The organism is Rahnella sp. ATs2, assembly GCF_051851855.1.
Taxonomy (GTDB): Bacteria; Pseudomonadota; Gammaproteobacteria; order Enterobacterales; family Enterobacteriaceae; genus Rahnella; species Rahnella variigena.
The window spans coordinates 23956-38850 of sequence record NZ_JBLYPL010000034.1 but is presented as its reverse complement, the minus strand read 5'-3'; the positions used below and the strand labels follow the sequence as shown (position 1 = coordinate 38850).

The 14895-nt window shown below is 48.3% G+C and carries 18 protein-coding genes; 6 read left to right on the top strand and 12 right to left on the bottom strand.

What is annotated here, in order from left to right; translation table 11 throughout:
- The 3 genes from ACJY2G_RS24285 to bfr form a co-directional block, all read left to right on the top strand.
- Window positions 1-112: elongation factor Tu (locus tag ACJY2G_RS24285; protein ID WP_072269979.1), on the top strand; the 112-nt coding region annotated here is incomplete at its 5' end.
- Between the two features lie 146 nt (window positions 113-258).
- Window positions 259-453, top strand: a complete 195-nt coding sequence (gene bfd, locus ACJY2G_RS24280) for a bacterioferritin-associated ferredoxin (RefSeq protein WP_112288122.1) — start codon at window positions 259-261, stop codon at window positions 451-453.
- A gap of 85 nt (window positions 454-538) precedes the next feature.
- Window positions 539-1018 (top strand): bacterioferritin, encoded by a 480-nt coding sequence (bfr, locus tag ACJY2G_RS24275; protein ID WP_014333589.1) that lies wholly within the window; start codon window positions 539-541, stop codon window positions 1016-1018.
- An 11-nt stretch (window positions 1019-1029) separates the two neighbouring features.
- Here the strand turns inward: bfr and ACJY2G_RS24270 are convergent, their stop codons facing one another.
- The 12 genes from ACJY2G_RS24270 to gspC all read right to left on the bottom strand — a co-directional run bounded on the left by ACJY2G_RS24270 (window position 1030) and on the right by gspC (window position 12104).
- Entirely contained in the window at window positions 1030-1863 is an 834-nt protein-coding gene (locus ACJY2G_RS24270; RefSeq protein WP_430320929.1) for a prepilin peptidase, read from the bottom strand.
- A 33-nt stretch (window positions 1864-1896) separates the two neighbouring features.
- Complete coding sequence (gene gspM / locus ACJY2G_RS24265) at window positions 1897-2355, bottom strand: type II secretion system protein GspM (RefSeq protein ID WP_113878305.1); 459 nt, start codon at window positions 2353-2355, stop codon at window positions 1897-1899.
- Entirely contained in the window at window positions 2352-3458 is a 1107-nt protein-coding gene (gene gspL / locus ACJY2G_RS24260; RefSeq protein ID WP_439292287.1) for a type II secretion system protein GspL, read from the bottom strand. Before gspL ends, gspM begins: the two co-directional genes overlap by 4 nt.
- A 68-nt stretch (window positions 3459-3526) precedes the next feature.
- On the bottom strand, window positions 3527-4513 hold the full coding sequence (gene gspK / locus ACJY2G_RS24255; protein ID WP_439292286.1) for a type II secretion system minor pseudopilin GspK: 987 nt from the start codon (window positions 4511-4513) through the stop codon (window positions 3527-3529).
- Window positions 4506-5189 (bottom strand): type II secretion system minor pseudopilin GspJ, encoded by a 684-nt coding sequence (gene gspJ, locus ACJY2G_RS24250; RefSeq protein ID WP_430320932.1) that lies wholly within the window; start codon window positions 5187-5189, stop codon window positions 4506-4508. Before gspJ ends, gspK begins: the two co-directional genes overlap by 8 nt.
- Window positions 5186-5575 (bottom strand): type II secretion system minor pseudopilin GspI, encoded by a 390-nt coding sequence (gene gspI / locus ACJY2G_RS24245; RefSeq protein WP_113878301.1) that lies wholly within the window; start codon window positions 5573-5575, stop codon window positions 5186-5188. Before gspI ends, gspJ begins: the two co-directional genes overlap by 4 nt.
- A complete protein-coding gene (gspH, locus tag ACJY2G_RS24240) occupies window positions 5575-6096 on the bottom strand; it encodes a type II secretion system minor pseudopilin GspH (protein ID WP_112288129.1) in 522 nt (173 codons plus the stop codon). Before gspH ends, gspI begins: the two co-directional genes overlap by 1 nt.
- A gap of 2 nt (window positions 6097-6098) precedes the next feature.
- A complete protein-coding gene (gene gspG / locus ACJY2G_RS24235) occupies window positions 6099-6554 on the bottom strand; it encodes a type II secretion system major pseudopilin GspG (RefSeq protein WP_113878299.1) in 456 nt (151 codons plus the stop codon).
- 12 nt (window positions 6555-6566) lie between these two features.
- Window positions 6567-7784, bottom strand: coding sequence for a type II secretion system inner membrane protein GspF (gene gspF, locus ACJY2G_RS24230; RefSeq protein ID WP_430320933.1), 1218 nt, complete (start codon window positions 7782-7784; stop codon window positions 6567-6569).
- Window positions 7784-9307 carry a type II secretion system ATPase GspE gene (gspE, locus tag ACJY2G_RS24225; RefSeq protein WP_113878297.1) on the bottom strand — a complete coding sequence of 508 codons (1524 nt, stop codon included), beginning with the start codon at window positions 9305-9307 and terminating at the stop codon, window positions 7784-7786. The genes gspF and gspE overlap by 1 nt, the downstream gene beginning before the upstream one ends.
- A 3-nt stretch (window positions 9308-9310) precedes the next feature.
- The gene (gene gspD / locus ACJY2G_RS24220) at window positions 9311-11290 is read right to left on the bottom strand and encodes a type II secretion system secretin GspD (RefSeq protein WP_112288133.1); all 1980 of its coding nucleotides are present in this window, start codon (window positions 11288-11290) and stop codon (window positions 9311-9313) included.
- Complete coding sequence (gene gspC / locus ACJY2G_RS24215) at window positions 11274-12104, bottom strand: type II secretion system protein GspC (RefSeq protein WP_113878296.1); 831 nt, start codon at window positions 12102-12104, stop codon at window positions 11274-11276. Before gspC ends, gspD begins: the two co-directional genes overlap by 17 nt.
- A 190-nt stretch (window positions 12105-12294) precedes the next feature.
- On the opposite strand from gspC, the gene ACJY2G_RS24210 reads away from it, so the two are divergent.
- The 3 genes from ACJY2G_RS24210 to rpsJ all read left to right on the top strand — a co-directional run bounded on the left by ACJY2G_RS24210 (window position 12295) and on the right by rpsJ (window position 14884).
- Window positions 12295-13827, top strand: a complete 1533-nt coding sequence (locus ACJY2G_RS24210) for a peptidoglycan-binding protein (RefSeq protein ID WP_430320934.1) — start codon at window positions 12295-12297, stop codon at window positions 13825-13827.
- 7 nt (window positions 13828-13834) lie between these two features.
- Window positions 13835-14338, top strand: a complete 504-nt coding sequence (locus ACJY2G_RS24205; protein WP_430320935.1) for a hypothetical protein — start codon at window positions 13835-13837, stop codon at window positions 14336-14338.
- Window positions 14339-14572: 234 nt separating this feature from the next.
- A complete protein-coding gene (gene rpsJ, locus ACJY2G_RS24200) occupies window positions 14573-14884 on the top strand; it encodes a 30S ribosomal protein S10 (RefSeq protein WP_009639175.1) in 312 nt (103 codons plus the stop codon).
- Window positions 14885-14895: the final 11 nt, after the last annotated feature.

Here is a 14895-nt window from a genome sequence, read left to right as displayed (position 1 = left end):
CATGGTTGTTACCCTGATCCACCCAATCGCGATGGATGACGGTCTGCGTTTCGCAATCCGTGAAGGCGGCCGTACTGTAGGCGCTGGTGTTGTTGCTAAAGTTATCGCTTAATCGCTGATAATTAAGAGCAAAAAAAAGGGTGCTTCGGCACCCTTTTTTATTGCCTAAATTTGCATACCAAAGAGAGCAAACTACATTTGCAATAATAACCATTCTCATTTACAGTTAGTTCAAGATTTATGCGAAGTGTGGTTTATATGTACGTGTGTTTGTGCAATTCAGTCAGTGATAAAACGATCAGACAGGCTGTCAGGCGTTACCAGCCGCAAACGTTCCAACAGCTGAGGAATTTTGTTCCGGTAGGAACGCAATGTGGCAAATGTGTTCGCATGGCACGACAGATAATGGAAGATGAATTACAGCAAATTCCTGAATACAAAAACATCGCTTAAAAATACTTAGTTAAAAAGTGTGCCTTTTTTTTGACTTACTCTGAACCGGATCTACGCTTTAGATACCGGAACGGAGGAGTTACCTATGAAAGGCGATAAAAAAGTCATTGCACACCTCAATAAACTTCTTGGAAATGAACTGGTTGCTATCAATCAGTACTTTTTGCATGCCCGTATGTTTAAAAACTGGGGACTGATGCGGCTCAACGGTATCGAATATCATGAATCCATTGATGAAATGAAGCATGCCGATATCTACATTGAGCGGATCCTATTCCTTGAAGGCCTCCCAAATTTGCAGGATCTCGGCAAACTCAATATTGGTGAAGATGTTGAGGAAATGCTGAAGTCTGATTTGCTGCTGGAACTCGAAGGGGCGAAGGACTTACGCGAAGGCATTGCTTACGCAGACTCGGTTCATGATTATGTCAGCCGCGATTTAATGATTACTATTCTGGCGGATGAAGAACATCACATTGACTGGCTGGAAACCGAACTGGAATTAATCGGGCGTATCGGCATCCAGAATTACATTCAGTCTCAGTTGAAAGAAGAATCCCAATAAACTCCGGTGTCTTAACTAAACATCAGCCAGACTATGTTGCTTTCCTGGCTGATGTAAATCAGCGCGCCGGCCATTGCCAGACAAGGGCCGAAAGGGATTTGATCTGACATTTTATAAAGACCCATCCGCACCAGTGCGAAAACAATCCCCGCCAGCGCAGCCAGAATGCATAAATAGGGTAACATCTGCCAGCCCACCCAGGCACCCAGGGCCGCCAGCAATTTAAAATCGCCGTACCCCATTCCTTCTTTTCCACTGACTATTTTGACTCCCCAGTACAAAAGCCACAACGCCAGATAACCTGCGGCTGCACCATATAATGCATCCTGAAGAGTCACTTCTCCGGAAATGGAATGAACAAGTAATCCGGCCCAGAGCAGTGGCAGTGTAAGCCGATCCGGAAGCTGGTAAGTGGCCAGGTCAATCAGGCTAAGCGCCAGAAGAAACCAAAATAACAGTAAAGCACTCAGTAAACTCAGGGGCGTGGTAAACAGAAACGAGAGGCCAAGGAACATGGCAGCACAACCGGCTTCTGTCAGAGGATACCTTTTCGAGATCGAGGCTGCGCAATAATGGCATTTTCCTCGTAACAACAACCAGCTCAGAACCGGAATGTTCTGCCAGTATTTTAGCGGATGTTTACAGGCCGGGCAGTGTGATGCCGGAAGGCTCAGATTAAAACCATGTCCGGTCAGTTGACCCTCGTTGTGAATCATCAGCGGCAAGCGATAAACAACGACGTTAAGAAAGCTGCCCAGCAGCAATCCCAAAACAGCGACACAGGTGTGATAAAACCCGCCGGGTAATGAGGTGATAAAAGTCAATTGCAGCCATCCTCCGTCCATACGAAACATCTCTATTGTTGTTACATCTGCCCGTTAACGCAGTGTGAGTAGTGGAACACTGACGCTTCCGGTGGGGCCGGTACCTGTCACTATTGAGATGGCCACGACCTGAATACCGTATTCCTTATTGAGGATTTCAAGCCAGCGTAAAAGGGTGGCGTAAGGGACCTGTTCAAAGCTTAGGGTGACTCCCCGTTCATTCTGAGTAGTCTTAGGAAGTTGCAGGGATAAACCCGCCGCTGAGGTGTTAATAGCATCCGTCAGCTTTTCTGTCTTAACCCGCAGTCCGGAAGGTGCCCCGAGCCGCTGAGTTTGCTGAACCATCCATTCCAGCTGGTGACGTTGGGTATTGATCTGGATCCGTGATTGGGCAATCTGATTGTTGAGCGGCGTTAAAATGCCATACCAGACAAAAGCCACCGCCAGCAAAAAAACGGCAATCAGTATCAGTCGCCTTTCACTTTCACTTTTCATCATCAGCCACTGTTTCATGATTTACTCCGCTGAATGAGAGTGGCGGTGATGCCCGCTGATGACGTGGCTAAATTAGAAATGGCAAAGTGAAAATCACTGGCAGTCAGTTCGACGAAATCATCAATTGCCGCGCGATCATCGGTTGTAATCTGCAACGTGAGCAATTTCGTTTCCTGCTGGAAAGCCAGTTTATCGATGGCAATTTGTGGGATCTTACCCTGGTACACGGTTAATTTTGCCAGTGCAGGAAGAAAAGCCGTGGGTGCTTTTTTCATATTTTGTTCGAAATAGAACTTAAGATTGCGGGTGTGCTTGTCCTGCGGAAACCAGGTCTGATGAAGTGCCAGCATCTCGTTTTTCAATAATGATTCTTGCTGTGAAACTTGCCACCAGGTGAACAATTTAGTACCGATAATCAACACCAGTGTGAATATCGCCATACCTGTTGCTATCCGCTGTAAATGACGGCCCCATGCAGGTTCTTCTTCGCGCACGGCGAATTCGCCCTGAAGTAAATTCACGGCAGACGGGCAGTTATTTTTCATCATGATCAGAGGATGAATGGACTGGTCAGCGCGAATCCAGTCAGCAGGGATATCCTGTTCAAACCCGTGATAATGCACTGACTCTGGCTTTGCGATGTCCAGCAGTGTATCGAGTAAAACCTGTTCTGCCAGAGATCCCGAATAGTCTGACTGCCGTAGCAGCCACTGATGATCAATACGGGCTGCCGACCAGCCTTTTTCAGGCAGAGGTAACAGCAAAGCATCAATATAGACATCCCTTACCTTCAGACTGGCATCACTCATTATCTGTAGCCAACTTCTCAGGAATTCAGCTTCAACACCCGCCACAAACAGAGTCTGCTCCTCACGAAAAAGCTCAACCCAGTGCAACGTATCGACATCGCTGGCGATACTTTCCTCCGTCAGCCAGGCAATCATCTGGCGGGTATTTTTACCCGCGCGCGGCGGCAATGTGACCTGTCGAAAAACAACTTCACTGGCAGGAATGAGCAGACAGACATTCTGTGCTGACGGCTGTGTGGCAAGTTCTGATAAATGCTCAACTTCCGGCAACAGATGAATGTCCTCATCTTTTCTGCCAACTCCGTGAACCAGTGGAGTGAATGCTCTGGCGTGCTGCCAGCTCTGATAAACAGCCTGTTGGCCGGTTGAAGGTATTCCATTTACTCAATTACCCGATAGCGTCGCTGATAAATTTGGATTTTTGAATCCTTTGGATTGAACTGCACATAACTGCTCATGGTGTTTTGCTGTTCTTCGAACTTGCCTTGCGTATAGAGAACGAAGTACTGGCTGCGAACTGTCAGTAGCGGTTTCAGTTCTCCGCTTTGTACTTCCAGAGTCAGCTTTTGTTTTTTGACCTCTTTCAGAAAAGCATCAACTGAAATCCAGCCTCTGCGCGGGCGCGCAGCGATGAGTTTCGTTGCATCGTCATCGTTAATGCCCCCGAGGAATAGGGCGCTCAGAAGGGGTGTCTGTTCCGGGGTCAGCGTATTCACATTAATTTGCTGGAACTCTTCCGGGAGAGTGCAAAGCTGATTTCGTATTTGCTTCAACGGTGTAAGAGGCAGGTCTGGCAGCAATGCCAGTTCATTTAGGGAAAAAAGACGTTGGTTAGCCGCGGCACGTGGCGGTGTCAGTGACTCGTAATAGTCGGATTCGGCTCCGGCGGCGCGGATGTCGTTATCGGTATCAAGATAATCGCTGAGAGTGTCAGTGAACCTTTCAGTTTGCACGGAGGTTGCCTGCGCGTTGAGCAGTAGCTGCTTCAGTATCTGCGTATTATAAGGTTCATCTTCCTGTGTTTTTCCAGGTTCGTTATTACGCAGGCTGTTAAGGTTAAAGCAGTTTTGGCCATCCGCGACAATGTAGCTTACGGAGAAACCGTCTCGCCCGTTAAAAACGCCTTCCTGCATGGCAAACTGATCAAGGTTATTGTTATACGTGTTCTCAGTTAGCTCTTTCCGAAGGCGCGGCAATGCTATTTCCTCCGCAGCAAAGGTTAGCCAGCGTAATTGCTGCTGGTTTAGCAACCAGCTTTGACGCTGCTGGCTGACCTGAAATTGCAACGTCATTTTCGTGGCTAATGCCGCCATCATTGCCAGGATCATTAATACGATCAGCAGTGCGACGCCTTGTTGTTTATTCATTGATGATGCTCTCTCCACTCATTGGAACCTGCGGTGCGGACACAGAATCTGCCGGCACAGGTGCTTTGCCCGTAGCTTCAGCCACTGTGCTCCCGGGTGCAGCTGGCAGGAGGAAGAGCCGGCGTATTTCGCCCATGTCTTCCAGAGTGACAACGAGTTCGATGGCTGCAGGGAAAGTGCTGGCCTCGCTCCAGCGGTCAGTCCAGCCGGTGGAATAGAAACGCCAGTGCAAAGTGCGTACGCCGGTCAGCATGGTCAAGGCGGAAAGCGTTGATGCATCCGATAAAGACGGAGAAGGCTGGGGGCTCACACTGCGAGTCAACGCGTGGTCGGTGATTGACCACTCAACCTGGGCTAAATCACTGGCAGATAAAGGCTCCGCTGCCCCATAGCTGCCAATAGTGGTAAAGCGCAATGAAGTCTCAGTCGTTGATAAGAACGCCTCTTCTGTATTGGACTGTCTTGGCAATATTTGTATCAGGTCGCGTTCCAGCAGGGAAAATGCCGTCTGAATTTCGTTCAGCCGTGCAGTGTGTTCCTGTGCTATTTCACTGTTTTTCACCGATGCAGAAAGGATCTGATAGGCCAGCAGGCTCAGCATCGCAAATATTGCCATCGCAATCATGACTTCTATCAGCGTAAAGCCTTGCTGTTTGGTTGTGCGACTTTTACTCATGGTTTCTCTGTCGCTATATGTGTCCAGCTGCTGACGGAAAGGATCGGTGTATGAGCACCTTCAGCCTCAAGAACAAGTGCGCGGTTCAGGAGAATTTTGTTTCCGGCGTCAACGGCATGTTGTTGTTCAACAAACCACTGCTGACCTGCAAGCGTGACGGTTTCCCTTTCTTTCTTTCCTGATTGGATCTGCGTTTCTACCAGAGCATTTTCGGCGACCCAGCTGGCAAAAAGGGTAGTGCGGAAATGCTCTACTGCATTCATTTGCGAACTCATACTGTTCAGTAACGCCAGCGCGGCGGTGGCGAAAATAGCGAGCGCGATGATCACTTCAAGCAGAGTCATCCCTTGCTGACTTTTAGCGTCAGGTTTTACTGGCATACGCATTATTTTTCAGACCTTCTCACATTGAATATCAGAGGCAATCGTCCTTCTGAAACAATGCTGCAACAGGCTGGTCCAGATGCTGAAGAAGAGAAACTGAGTTCAAATATTGAAAGCGTGCCGTCGGGCATAAAAACAATCTGTGGTGGCCGGTCGATAGATTTGTTGAGCGGCAACGGACTGAGTGAAAGGGTTTCTTCTTTCTCAAATTCGCCACCAAGCGGCATGCGCTCAGAGTCTATTTCTGCCCACTCAGGCTCACGGCTCTCAGGAATTAGCCTTAACTCGTTACCCAAAATAACGAACTGATAGGCGCTGGCCGTTAAGGAAAGCCCAAGTGGCTTCCCTTCTAACACGGCGCGTTCAGAAGCATATTCCATTATCGTCTTCATCTGCTCAGCGCGCTGGAGTTGGGCGTTGTCTGAAGGTAAAACCATGACAACTACGCCAGCGGCAATGGCAAATATTGCCAGCACCATCAGGATTTCCAGTAGCGTAAAGCCGGATTGTTTAGCCGCAGACAAGGTTATTTATCCTTCTCAACCCAGTTCTTGATGTCATCTGCCGTATTAGGTTCACCGTCTGGACCGGCAGAAAAGACATCGATAGCGCCATGTTCACCCGGGCTGAGCAGCATGTATTCATTACCCCAAGGATCGGCGGGCAAACGTTTTATATATCCGTCATTGCGATAATTGGCCGGCAACGGGTTAATCGTGGGCAGGGTGACAAGGGCTTCAAGCGTCTGTTCGGTTGTCGGATAGCGGTGATTATCCAGTTTATACATATCGAGTGCGTTCTCGAGAGCGACGATATCGCTGACGGCTTTTTGCGTATCTGCCCGCTCTTTGTTACCCATGACATTAGGGACGACGAGAGCAGCCAGAACGCCAAGGATGACGATAACTACCATCAGCTCCATCAGCGTGAAGCCTTGTTGCTTTTTATGCGTAGCAGAATGATGTTTTTGAATATTTAACATTGGGTTATTCCTTTAGCTGACCAGGTTATTGAGCTGGAGAATGGGTTGTAAAATCGACATGATGATGAACAAAACGATGCTCGCCATCGTGACGATTAACAGGGGTTCAAACAATGCTAATGCCATCGAAAGCCGGTGTTGCATCAGCTTGTCCTGATTGTCTGCCGCGTGCGCCATGAGTTCGCCAAGGCGTCCGCTTTGTTCGCCGGAAGCAATCATGTAAAGCATCATGGGCGGAAAGAGGCGCGTCTGTTCCAGCACGGCAAAGAGCGAACTGCCCTGTCGGACATGTTCTGCCGCCTGGACAAGCAGGTAATGGATGCGCAGGTTGGTTATCCCTTCAGTCGAGATTTTCATTGCATCGAGTAAAGGCACACCACTTGATTGCAAAATGCTGAGGGTGCGGGCATAGCGCGCACTGTTTATCGCCCTGATAAGGGGGCCTAAAACCGCAACACTGAGCAACGCCGTATGAAAACGCATAAGGTTGTTTTGGCGGCGAAGAAGCAGTTTTAAGGCAGTGACAGCTGCGAATATGCCAATGACTAACAGCCACCACGTACGCTCCAGGAATCCACTCACGCCGATTAAGATGCGGGTAGTGATGGGCAGCGTATGTTTCATATGAACAAACTGTTCGATGATTTGTGGGACGACGGCAACCAGCAGAATAATGATCACCAGGATGGCGACGATCGTGAGCATGGCCGGGTAGATCATGGCCTGAGACAGTTTGCTTTTGATCTGTTGCCGGATTTCATAATAATCCGCCATTTTTTCCAGTACGGTACCGAGCTGTCCGATTCGTTCACCGGCGGTGACCAGTGTTCTAAACATCGGGTCAAAGATGCGCGGGTAATCAGCCAGAGCATCGGCAAGGGAGTGTCCTTCCACTACTTTATGACGAATGGCTGTAAGTACTTGCGTGAGTCCGGCGTGCTCTGTTTGTCGGGCGATCACGGCCAAAGCGGCTTCTACGGGCAGGGCTGCATTGGTTAATGTCGCAAGCTGACGTGAAAATAATGAGACAGCATGGGATGGGACGCGGGTTTTTAATCCTTTGTTTTTCATCTTGCTGGCAGTCAGCGAGTTGCCGACTTGCTTTATTTCAACAAGCGTTAACCCTCGCTCCCGCATAATCTGGCGAGCCTGGCGGAGAGTATCGGCTTCAATTACGCCACGTTGCGTCTTGCCCGTCGAATCGATGGAATGAAAGGAGAAGCGGCTCATCAGACAGAGTTCCCTGTCGTAATCTCTTGTTCCGCGGTGACCCTGATCACTTCTTCGAGAGTGGTTTCGCCACTGATAGCCTTGAGCAAACCATTTTCCCGCAGGCTTCGGGCCTTTATGCGATGAATGTTCTCAATGGAAAACTCATCCTGATTTTCATGAATGGCCTGACGGATAGCATTATCGACCACCATGCATTCGTGGATCGCTGCCCGGCCTTTATAACCTGTGAAATGACATTGTGCGCATCCGACGGCTTTAAAAACGGCGGCCGGTGGCTCAGGTAAAAAGCGGAACAAAGGAATGTGGGAGATATCCAATGGCGCGGGTTGAGCACAATGCGGACACAGGCGCCGCACAAGGCGCTGAGCCACCACGCCTAACAGTGACGACGCGAGGAGGAAGGGTTCAAGTCCCATGTCACGTAAACGAGTGATGGCACCGACTGCGCTGTTGGTGTGCAGCGTTGACATCACCAGGTGACCGGTCAGTGAGGCCTGAACTGCAATTTGAGCGGTTTCACTGTCGCGGACCTCACCGACCATAACGACATCCGGATCCTGGCGTAAAATTGCCCTTAGCCCGAGAGCAAATGTCATGTCTACACGCGGATTAACCTGCGTCTGACCCACGCCTTCCAGCTCATACTCAATCGGGTCTTCTACGGTAAGAATGTTCCGCTCGTTATTGTTCAGCGCAGAGAGCACTGCGTACAGGGTCGTGCTTTTGCCGGAACCGGTCGGGCCTGTGACCAGAATGATCCCGTGGGGTTTATGGATTAATGCTGTGAGCCGTTGCTCATCCTGTTGGGACAGGCCAAGTTTCGGGATATCGAGGCATAAGTTGTTTTTATCCAGCAGGCGCATCACAACACGTTCGCCATACTGAGCAGGAATGGTTGAAACGCGAATATCAATCGCCCGGTGGCCGATACGCAGCGAAATGCGCCCGTCCTGAGGTAAACGTTTTTCAGCGATATCCAGTTTTGCCATGACCTTGATACGGGATACGAGGAACGGTGCCAGTTTGCGTGCCGGTTGCAGGATCTGGCGCAGGACTCCATCGATACGGAACCGAATACTCAGCATGCGTTCGAAGGTTTCGATATGAATATCTGAAGCGCCTTCTTTTACTGCTTCGGACAGCACCGCATTAATCAGGCGGATAATCGGCGAGTTTTCGTCACTGGCCAGCAAGTCTTCGTTGTCAGGCAGTTCTTCAGATAAAGACAGAAGATCGACCTCGTTATCAATATCATCAATAATTTGCTGAGAGGCTCCGCTACTGCGCTGGTAAGTTGCAGATAACTTTTCATCGAAAAGTTGTGCGTCCACGATTTCAATCGCTGTGATTTCACCCATGACCCGCCGCGCTTCAAGCAGCGTTTCTACTGAAATGTCCTGACGGCAAAAAAGCACGCTATCAACCCGGGTAATGCCTTTTTCTTTTGCATAGCTATAAGGCAGAGCAGGATTGACCTGTTCTGCTTGCGGAGCCTGTGGCGATTCGATATCCCTGTTCATGGCTTATCCGCTAAACGGGTTGCGAGGTTTGCCGTCATTTGGTGTAGCCGAAATGGACGTTTTAGGTACAGTTTTTTCCGGGTAATCCGGTAAAACAGAACGGGTATTTGGTATGAGCAGATCCTGATGATCTTCATCCTGACGTGCTTTCTGCAACTTCTGGAAATGTGAATATTTCTTGTTAGAAATTGAGGAATACACCTCATCATCACGAATAATTGTCGGCCGGATAAATACCATAAGATTGCGTTTAGCTGATTCTGTACTGGTATAGCGGAACAAATTGCCTACCCACGGAATGTCACCCAGCAGAGGGACTTTCGATTTGGTTTCTTTGGTACTGTCATCCAGCAAACCACCAAGCACGACGGTTTCCCCGGTTCGAACCAGCACGGCGTTGGAAATAGTGCGGGTATTGAAGGTTGGGCCCAGCGAAGAGTTGGTAGAAGTATCCACGCTGGACACTTCCTGTTCGATTTCCATCAGCACTGAGTCACCTTCGTTGATTTGTGGTGTGACCTTTAATTTCGTGCCGACGGTTTTGTAAACCACGCTGCTATAAATGTTGTCGCCGGATGTGGTCTGTGAGCCGGAGAGGGAAGGGACTTCCTGACCGACGTTGAATGAGGCTTCTTTATTATCGAGTGTGACGATGCTCGGCGTGGCAAGAATGTCGTTTTTATTACTGGTGGATAAGGCGGTCATTAAGACATTCCAGTCACCGCTAAAGAAACCAGCTGTCATGCCGTTGAAAGTTTGCAGGGTGCTACTGAGGGGGTTATCGCTGCTGATTACACCGTCTTTTTTGTACTGCCGTACGCCAGCCGCAACGGTCGATATCGGTGCTCCGGTACCGGTAAATTGTGTTCCGCCAAATTTGTCGTTGCTCCACTGGATACCCAGATTGAGTCCGTTACCATCCTGAACCTCAACAATAATGGCTTCGACTAACACTTGTGCACGGCGGATATCGAGCTTGGTAATGACCTGCTCAAGTGACTGCATTACATCCTGCTGTGCAGTAATGACGATGGAGTTAGTTTGTTCATCCGCGGTGATACTCATCGGCTTGCCAGAGCCACCCCCTGATTGACTCGACTTGCCATCTTTCATCTCCTGCGTGATACCTGTCAGGACGGGAACAATTTTTTCTGCTTTAGCATATTTCAGATAGAAAACACGGGTGTTGCCCTGGGATGACTGGTCTTTATCAAGCTGGCTGACCAGTTTTGCTGCGCGGCTGCGTACGCCTTCTGGCCCGCTGACGATTAAGGTATTGGTTCTCTCATCTGCGACGATTTTGGCTTGTAATATGGAAGATGATTGCCCTTTGGATTCTTCGCGGATCAGGTTATTCATCATCTCTGCCATTTCTGGCGCAGAGGCGTATTTAAGTTTGATGGTTTGCCTTTGCTGGTCACCCATTGTGTCAACGCGTTCGACCAGATCAACAAGCCGGTTGATCACAGAAGCCCTGCCGGTCAGAAGTAAGACATTGGACGGTTCGTAGTGAACGACATTACCGACTCCGGTGCTGTCATTCATCTGGCGAAGCAAAGGGGCCAATTCCCTGACCGGCACATTACGAAGCGTCACGACACGGGTGACAATTTCATCTCCTTTGCCGGGACGGTTTTTGTCCGCGACAGGTACGCCTGACATCTTGGCATTCGCTGAACGCACGACCTTCAGCAGCCCGTTATCCATCGGAACCACGGCATAACCATAGACATCCAGCACACTTAGAAAGAATTGGTAGTATTGCTCTTCATTCAGAACATCATAGCTTTTTACAGAAACAGTTCCCTGCACGGAGGGGTCGATAAGGATGGTTTTATTGAGATTCTTACTGACGGTATCAATAAACTCTTTAATATCCGTGCCTTTAAAACTCGCAGTAAATTCTTCCGCGTGGACAATCCCAGGAAGAGTGGCAAATAATATGCATGCCTTTACTAAGAGGGGGTTAATGAACTTCTTCATAACTTTCTGTATCCAACGATGTTTCGATAGTAGCTAAATTTATATAGATATTCTGAAGCTGATTCTCTCTCAGAACGGTAAGTTGCACATCTCTCAGACTTTCCAGTTGCTCAATGTGTTTTTCTGCGGTGGTAATGTCGTCGAGAGCTTGTCCATTTATTTTCATGACAACCTCGTCAGGAATAAGTCCCGTTCTAAGATAAATATTACTGCCGGTTCTGGGATTAAACCTATAACCTGCAAGTTTCTCATCTTTATATATGGGGTTGGCAACTAAATAATGCATTAAGTATTTTGCATGTTCTCTTTTAGCCTTCGATTTTAACGGTTCAGGAGGTTTATTATCTCTTAATTTATCATTAAGGAATAAAGTTACCGTTCCCCGAGGTGTGCGTATTAAAACTTCATCAGGTTTGACTGACTGCAGGTAGACATTATCCATATCAGCAATTTTCTCGCCCTCCCGATAGCTGTGCTGACCGGAAGGACCATGCAGGATGGCCAGCGAGCGGCTGCTGTCGCTGCTTGCCAGAATCCCCTTGAGGACTAACGGCAACTTAAGATTCACGGCAGAAGACTGTACTGCCTGTTTAAGCGCAGGTTTTTTACGATTCAAGAAGAGCGTATTTGGCGTATTGGCTGCGGGTTGGAACGTGCGAGAAGGCTGCAACGACCCACTGCTTGTTCCGTCACTCATCACAAAAATGAATATGCTTGAGCAACAAAGCATTGAGCACGTGAATATAATTGCGATATACATTGCCATCTTCAATGATATCTTTGGCCAATACCTTTTATTCTTGATGGCATACATGTGTTGGATCATTCCTTTGCACTTTCATTATTCCAGCGGGTTACTTATTAGGCTATATTATACGCAGAAAAACATTGATGCACATTAATACATGTTCAATATGAATGAGGTTGTGTGTCTTGATTTTTCAGACTGACTCCTCTTTCGGGTTCTTGTATTTATACACCATTCATTGAATGTGTAAAATGTTATGGAAATTGGCATGTACTGTGATTACTTTAAACTTATTACCCACCCGTTTCTGGACGGTAATTATTTCAATAATATACGTTTGTTAGCTGCTCAGGACTTTATTCGTCAGACGTTAAATCAGGGCGGCATTGCGATTATCGGTGGGAATAAAGGCGTGGGGAAAACACGCCTGGCACATGAAATAGCCAGAGAGAGTCAGCGCAAAGTCCTGAACTTAAGTGCAGCCGCAGTGAACGATGCCGATAACGAAAGCCTCGGTCAATTGTTAGCCTGTTGTTTTCATTTAAAAAAATGGCGAACATTGCCAACTTCTATACTTCCTCTGCGAATTGCAGAATTTTTTGGACAAACGGAAAATACCGCTCAGCCGTGGTTGATCGTTGTAGACAATGCTGAAAATCTCTGTGCAGAAAGCTATGAGTTTTTAAGAACATTCAAAAGCTATCCGCAATCCTCCCGCATTTCGTTTCTGTTAGTTGAAGAACGGAAAGGGATTTCTGGCAACGGTAAAGGATGCAGGAAGCCTTTTCCACATACTGATTACCATCTGCTTCCAATGAGCTTTACCGAAACCTCAGATTATTTGTCACAACGACTGCAATCAGCTGGAGCGGAACCCGCATTAATCCACGGACCGGTGGCCAAACTGCTGCATAACGCTTCGGGGGGACGATTCCAATTGATCAATGAATTGGCCGCGGACTCACTTAACAGCGCTTATGCAGAAAAAACACCGTCAGTCACCTACCGGCAGATGAAGGTTTGTATAGAAGCCCGCGGGCTGATGCCGGGCAGAAAAAAATGCCTCACGCTGCTCATCGCCTCGTACATGCTTTTTGGCGGTATTTTGGGTTGGACCTATTTTAACTATGCAAAACCATATCTCCCCCTGCCCGTAACCCTTTCGCAAAGGCTGCATGAAATCCCTGCGGGAGCGAGCACAATCAGTGAAGTTGGTAGTAATGAGCGTCACGGTATGCGTCAGCTCTTCCAGGTATGGGGATATGATGTATCTGCTGATGATGCGTTTTGCGATCAAGCTGCGCGGGCGCAACTGACCTGCAAAAAAGGCACAGCAATACTCGATACCTTAATAGAGGAAGGCATGCCCTGGCTGAGCCCGATTAGCGTCGATGGGCAGACTGTCTATGTGACCGTAGTGAAAGTGACAGATGAGACACTGGATATTCTCATTAAAGGCGATACGTGGACGGTCCAGCGCAACTGGTTTGATAGCGTGTGGGCGGGGGAGTATACCCAGCTATTGCCACAGACACCGAGCGGGAAGAGCGTCATCAACAATACCAGCCCAGAAACGGATACTGCCTGGCTGGATATGACCCTCAGTAAAATCCTGAACCTGCCATTCAGTAAAACCGGGCGATGGGACAACGATTTGACCGGTAAAATTAAATTATTCCAGCAACGGGAAAATCTGGCTGTTGATGGGCGGGTAGGTAAAGGCACCCTCATACAAATAGCTAAACGTACTGGCAACATGCCTGAACTGCTTACAAAAGAAGATCTCTAGGTCCAAAATGCAAAATATCCATTTATCGGCTTACACAAGCCACTTAAACAAACAAAAGGTAAGGGTGGCGGTTCGTCGCTCGCTCAGGAAAAGTCTATATTGCCTGATGTTTATCGGCCTTTTTCTGTTCGCAGGTGGGCTGGCCGGTTCATATCTCCATCTGGCATACCTTAACTGGCAGAGTCACAGGATTGCCGTCAGTGAAGAGTCTCACCTTCCTTATAAGCAATCCCCTTTGCATTACATCTATAAGAACAGAACGCTGCCCGCAGTGAATCAAACGGCCTCTATAGATGACAATTCTACGCCCGAGGATGAATTACCTGCCGAAGCAGCGGATGCAGCGGACTATTCAGCGACTGAAAATGAGGCTCAGGAAGATGCCCCCGTTGATGAAAGTGATGACAATCAAATCATGGCGTTAGAAAAGAAGAGCCCTGACATGCCATTACAGGAATGGCTCAAGAAGGCGATGATTGAGCAGCAGCAAGAAGAGAAAAGCGCAAAATAAAAGCATTTTCCGTGTGGTTTGGATTGCTTCTTGCTGGTGTTTAAGTATAATGCGCGGGCTTACCTAATCTTGGTAAGTCTGATTCAATATGAGTCAGTGGGCCGATGAGTTTACTTGCCGGTCAACAATACTCCCGATATGGGGGTTATGTGAAGAACGATTACACTCTCCCATCAATCGAAATGGGTTTGAGGAGTAATCATTTACGTTTAAAATAATTGGAGCTCTGGTCTCATGCAGAACCAAAGAATCCGTATCCGCCTGAAAGCGTTTGATCATCGTCTGATCGATCAATCAACTGCGGAAATCGTTGAGACTGCGAAGCGCACTGGTGCGCAAGTTCGTGGTCCAATCCCGCTGCCGACCCGCAAAGAGCGCTTTACCATTCTGATTTCTCCGCACGTCAATAAAGATGCGCGCGATCAGTATGAGATTCGCACTCACAAGCGTCTGGTTGACATCGTTGAGCCAACCGAGAAAACCGTTGATGCTCTGATGCGTCTGGATCTGGCTGCTGGTGTAGACGTGCAGATCAGCCTGGGTTAATCAGGGTCATT

What these genes read in the sequence shown, in the direction of transcription:
- bfd (WP_112288122.1), top strand. Translation starts at nt 259, where the DNA reads ATGTACGTGTGTTTGTGCAATTCAGTCAGTGATAAAACGATCAGACAG.
- bfr (WP_014333589.1), top strand. Translation starts at nt 539, where the DNA reads ATGAAAGGCGATAAAAAAGTCATTGCACACCTCAATAAACTTCTTGGA.
- ACJY2G_RS24270 (WP_430320929.1), bottom strand. Translation starts at nt 1,863, where the DNA reads ATGGACGGAGGATGGCTGCAATTGACTTTTATCACCTCATTACCCGGC.
- gspM (WP_113878305.1), bottom strand. Translation starts at nt 2,355, where the DNA reads ATGAAACAGTGGCTGATGATGAAAAGTGAAAGTGAAAGGCGACTGATA.
- gspK (WP_439292286.1), bottom strand. Translation starts at nt 4,513, where the DNA reads ATGAATAAACAACAAGGCGTCGCACTGCTGATCGTATTAATGATCCTG.
- gspJ (WP_430320932.1), bottom strand. Translation starts at nt 5,189, where the DNA reads ATGAGTAAAAGTCGCACAACCAAACAGCAAGGCTTTACGCTGATAGAA.
- gspI (WP_113878301.1), bottom strand. Translation starts at nt 5,575, where the DNA reads ATGCGTATGCCAGTAAAACCTGACGCTAAAAGTCAGCAAGGGATGACT.
- gspG (WP_113878299.1), bottom strand. Translation starts at nt 6,554, where the DNA reads ATGTTAAATATTCAAAAACATCATTCTGCTACGCATAAAAAGCAACAA.
- gspF (WP_430320933.1), bottom strand. Translation starts at nt 7,784, where the DNA reads ATGAGCCGCTTCTCCTTTCATTCCATCGATTCGACGGGCAAGACGCAA.
- gspE (WP_113878297.1), bottom strand. Translation starts at nt 9,307, where the DNA reads ATGAACAGGGATATCGAATCGCCACAGGCTCCGCAAGCAGAACAGGTC.
- gspD (WP_112288133.1), bottom strand. Translation starts at nt 11,290, where the DNA reads ATGAAGAAGTTCATTAACCCCCTCTTAGTAAAGGCATGCATATTATTT.
- gspC (WP_113878296.1), bottom strand. Translation starts at nt 12,104, where the DNA reads ATGTATGCCATCAAGAATAAAAGGTATTGGCCAAAGATATCATTGAAG.
- ACJY2G_RS24210 (WP_430320934.1), top strand. Translation starts at nt 12,295, where the DNA reads ATGGAAATTGGCATGTACTGTGATTACTTTAAACTTATTACCCACCCG.
- ACJY2G_RS24205 (WP_430320935.1), top strand. Translation starts at nt 13,835, where the DNA reads ATGCAAAATATCCATTTATCGGCTTACACAAGCCACTTAAACAAACAA.
- rpsJ (WP_009639175.1), top strand. Translation starts at nt 14,573, where the DNA reads ATGCAGAACCAAAGAATCCGTATCCGCCTGAAAGCGTTTGATCATCGT.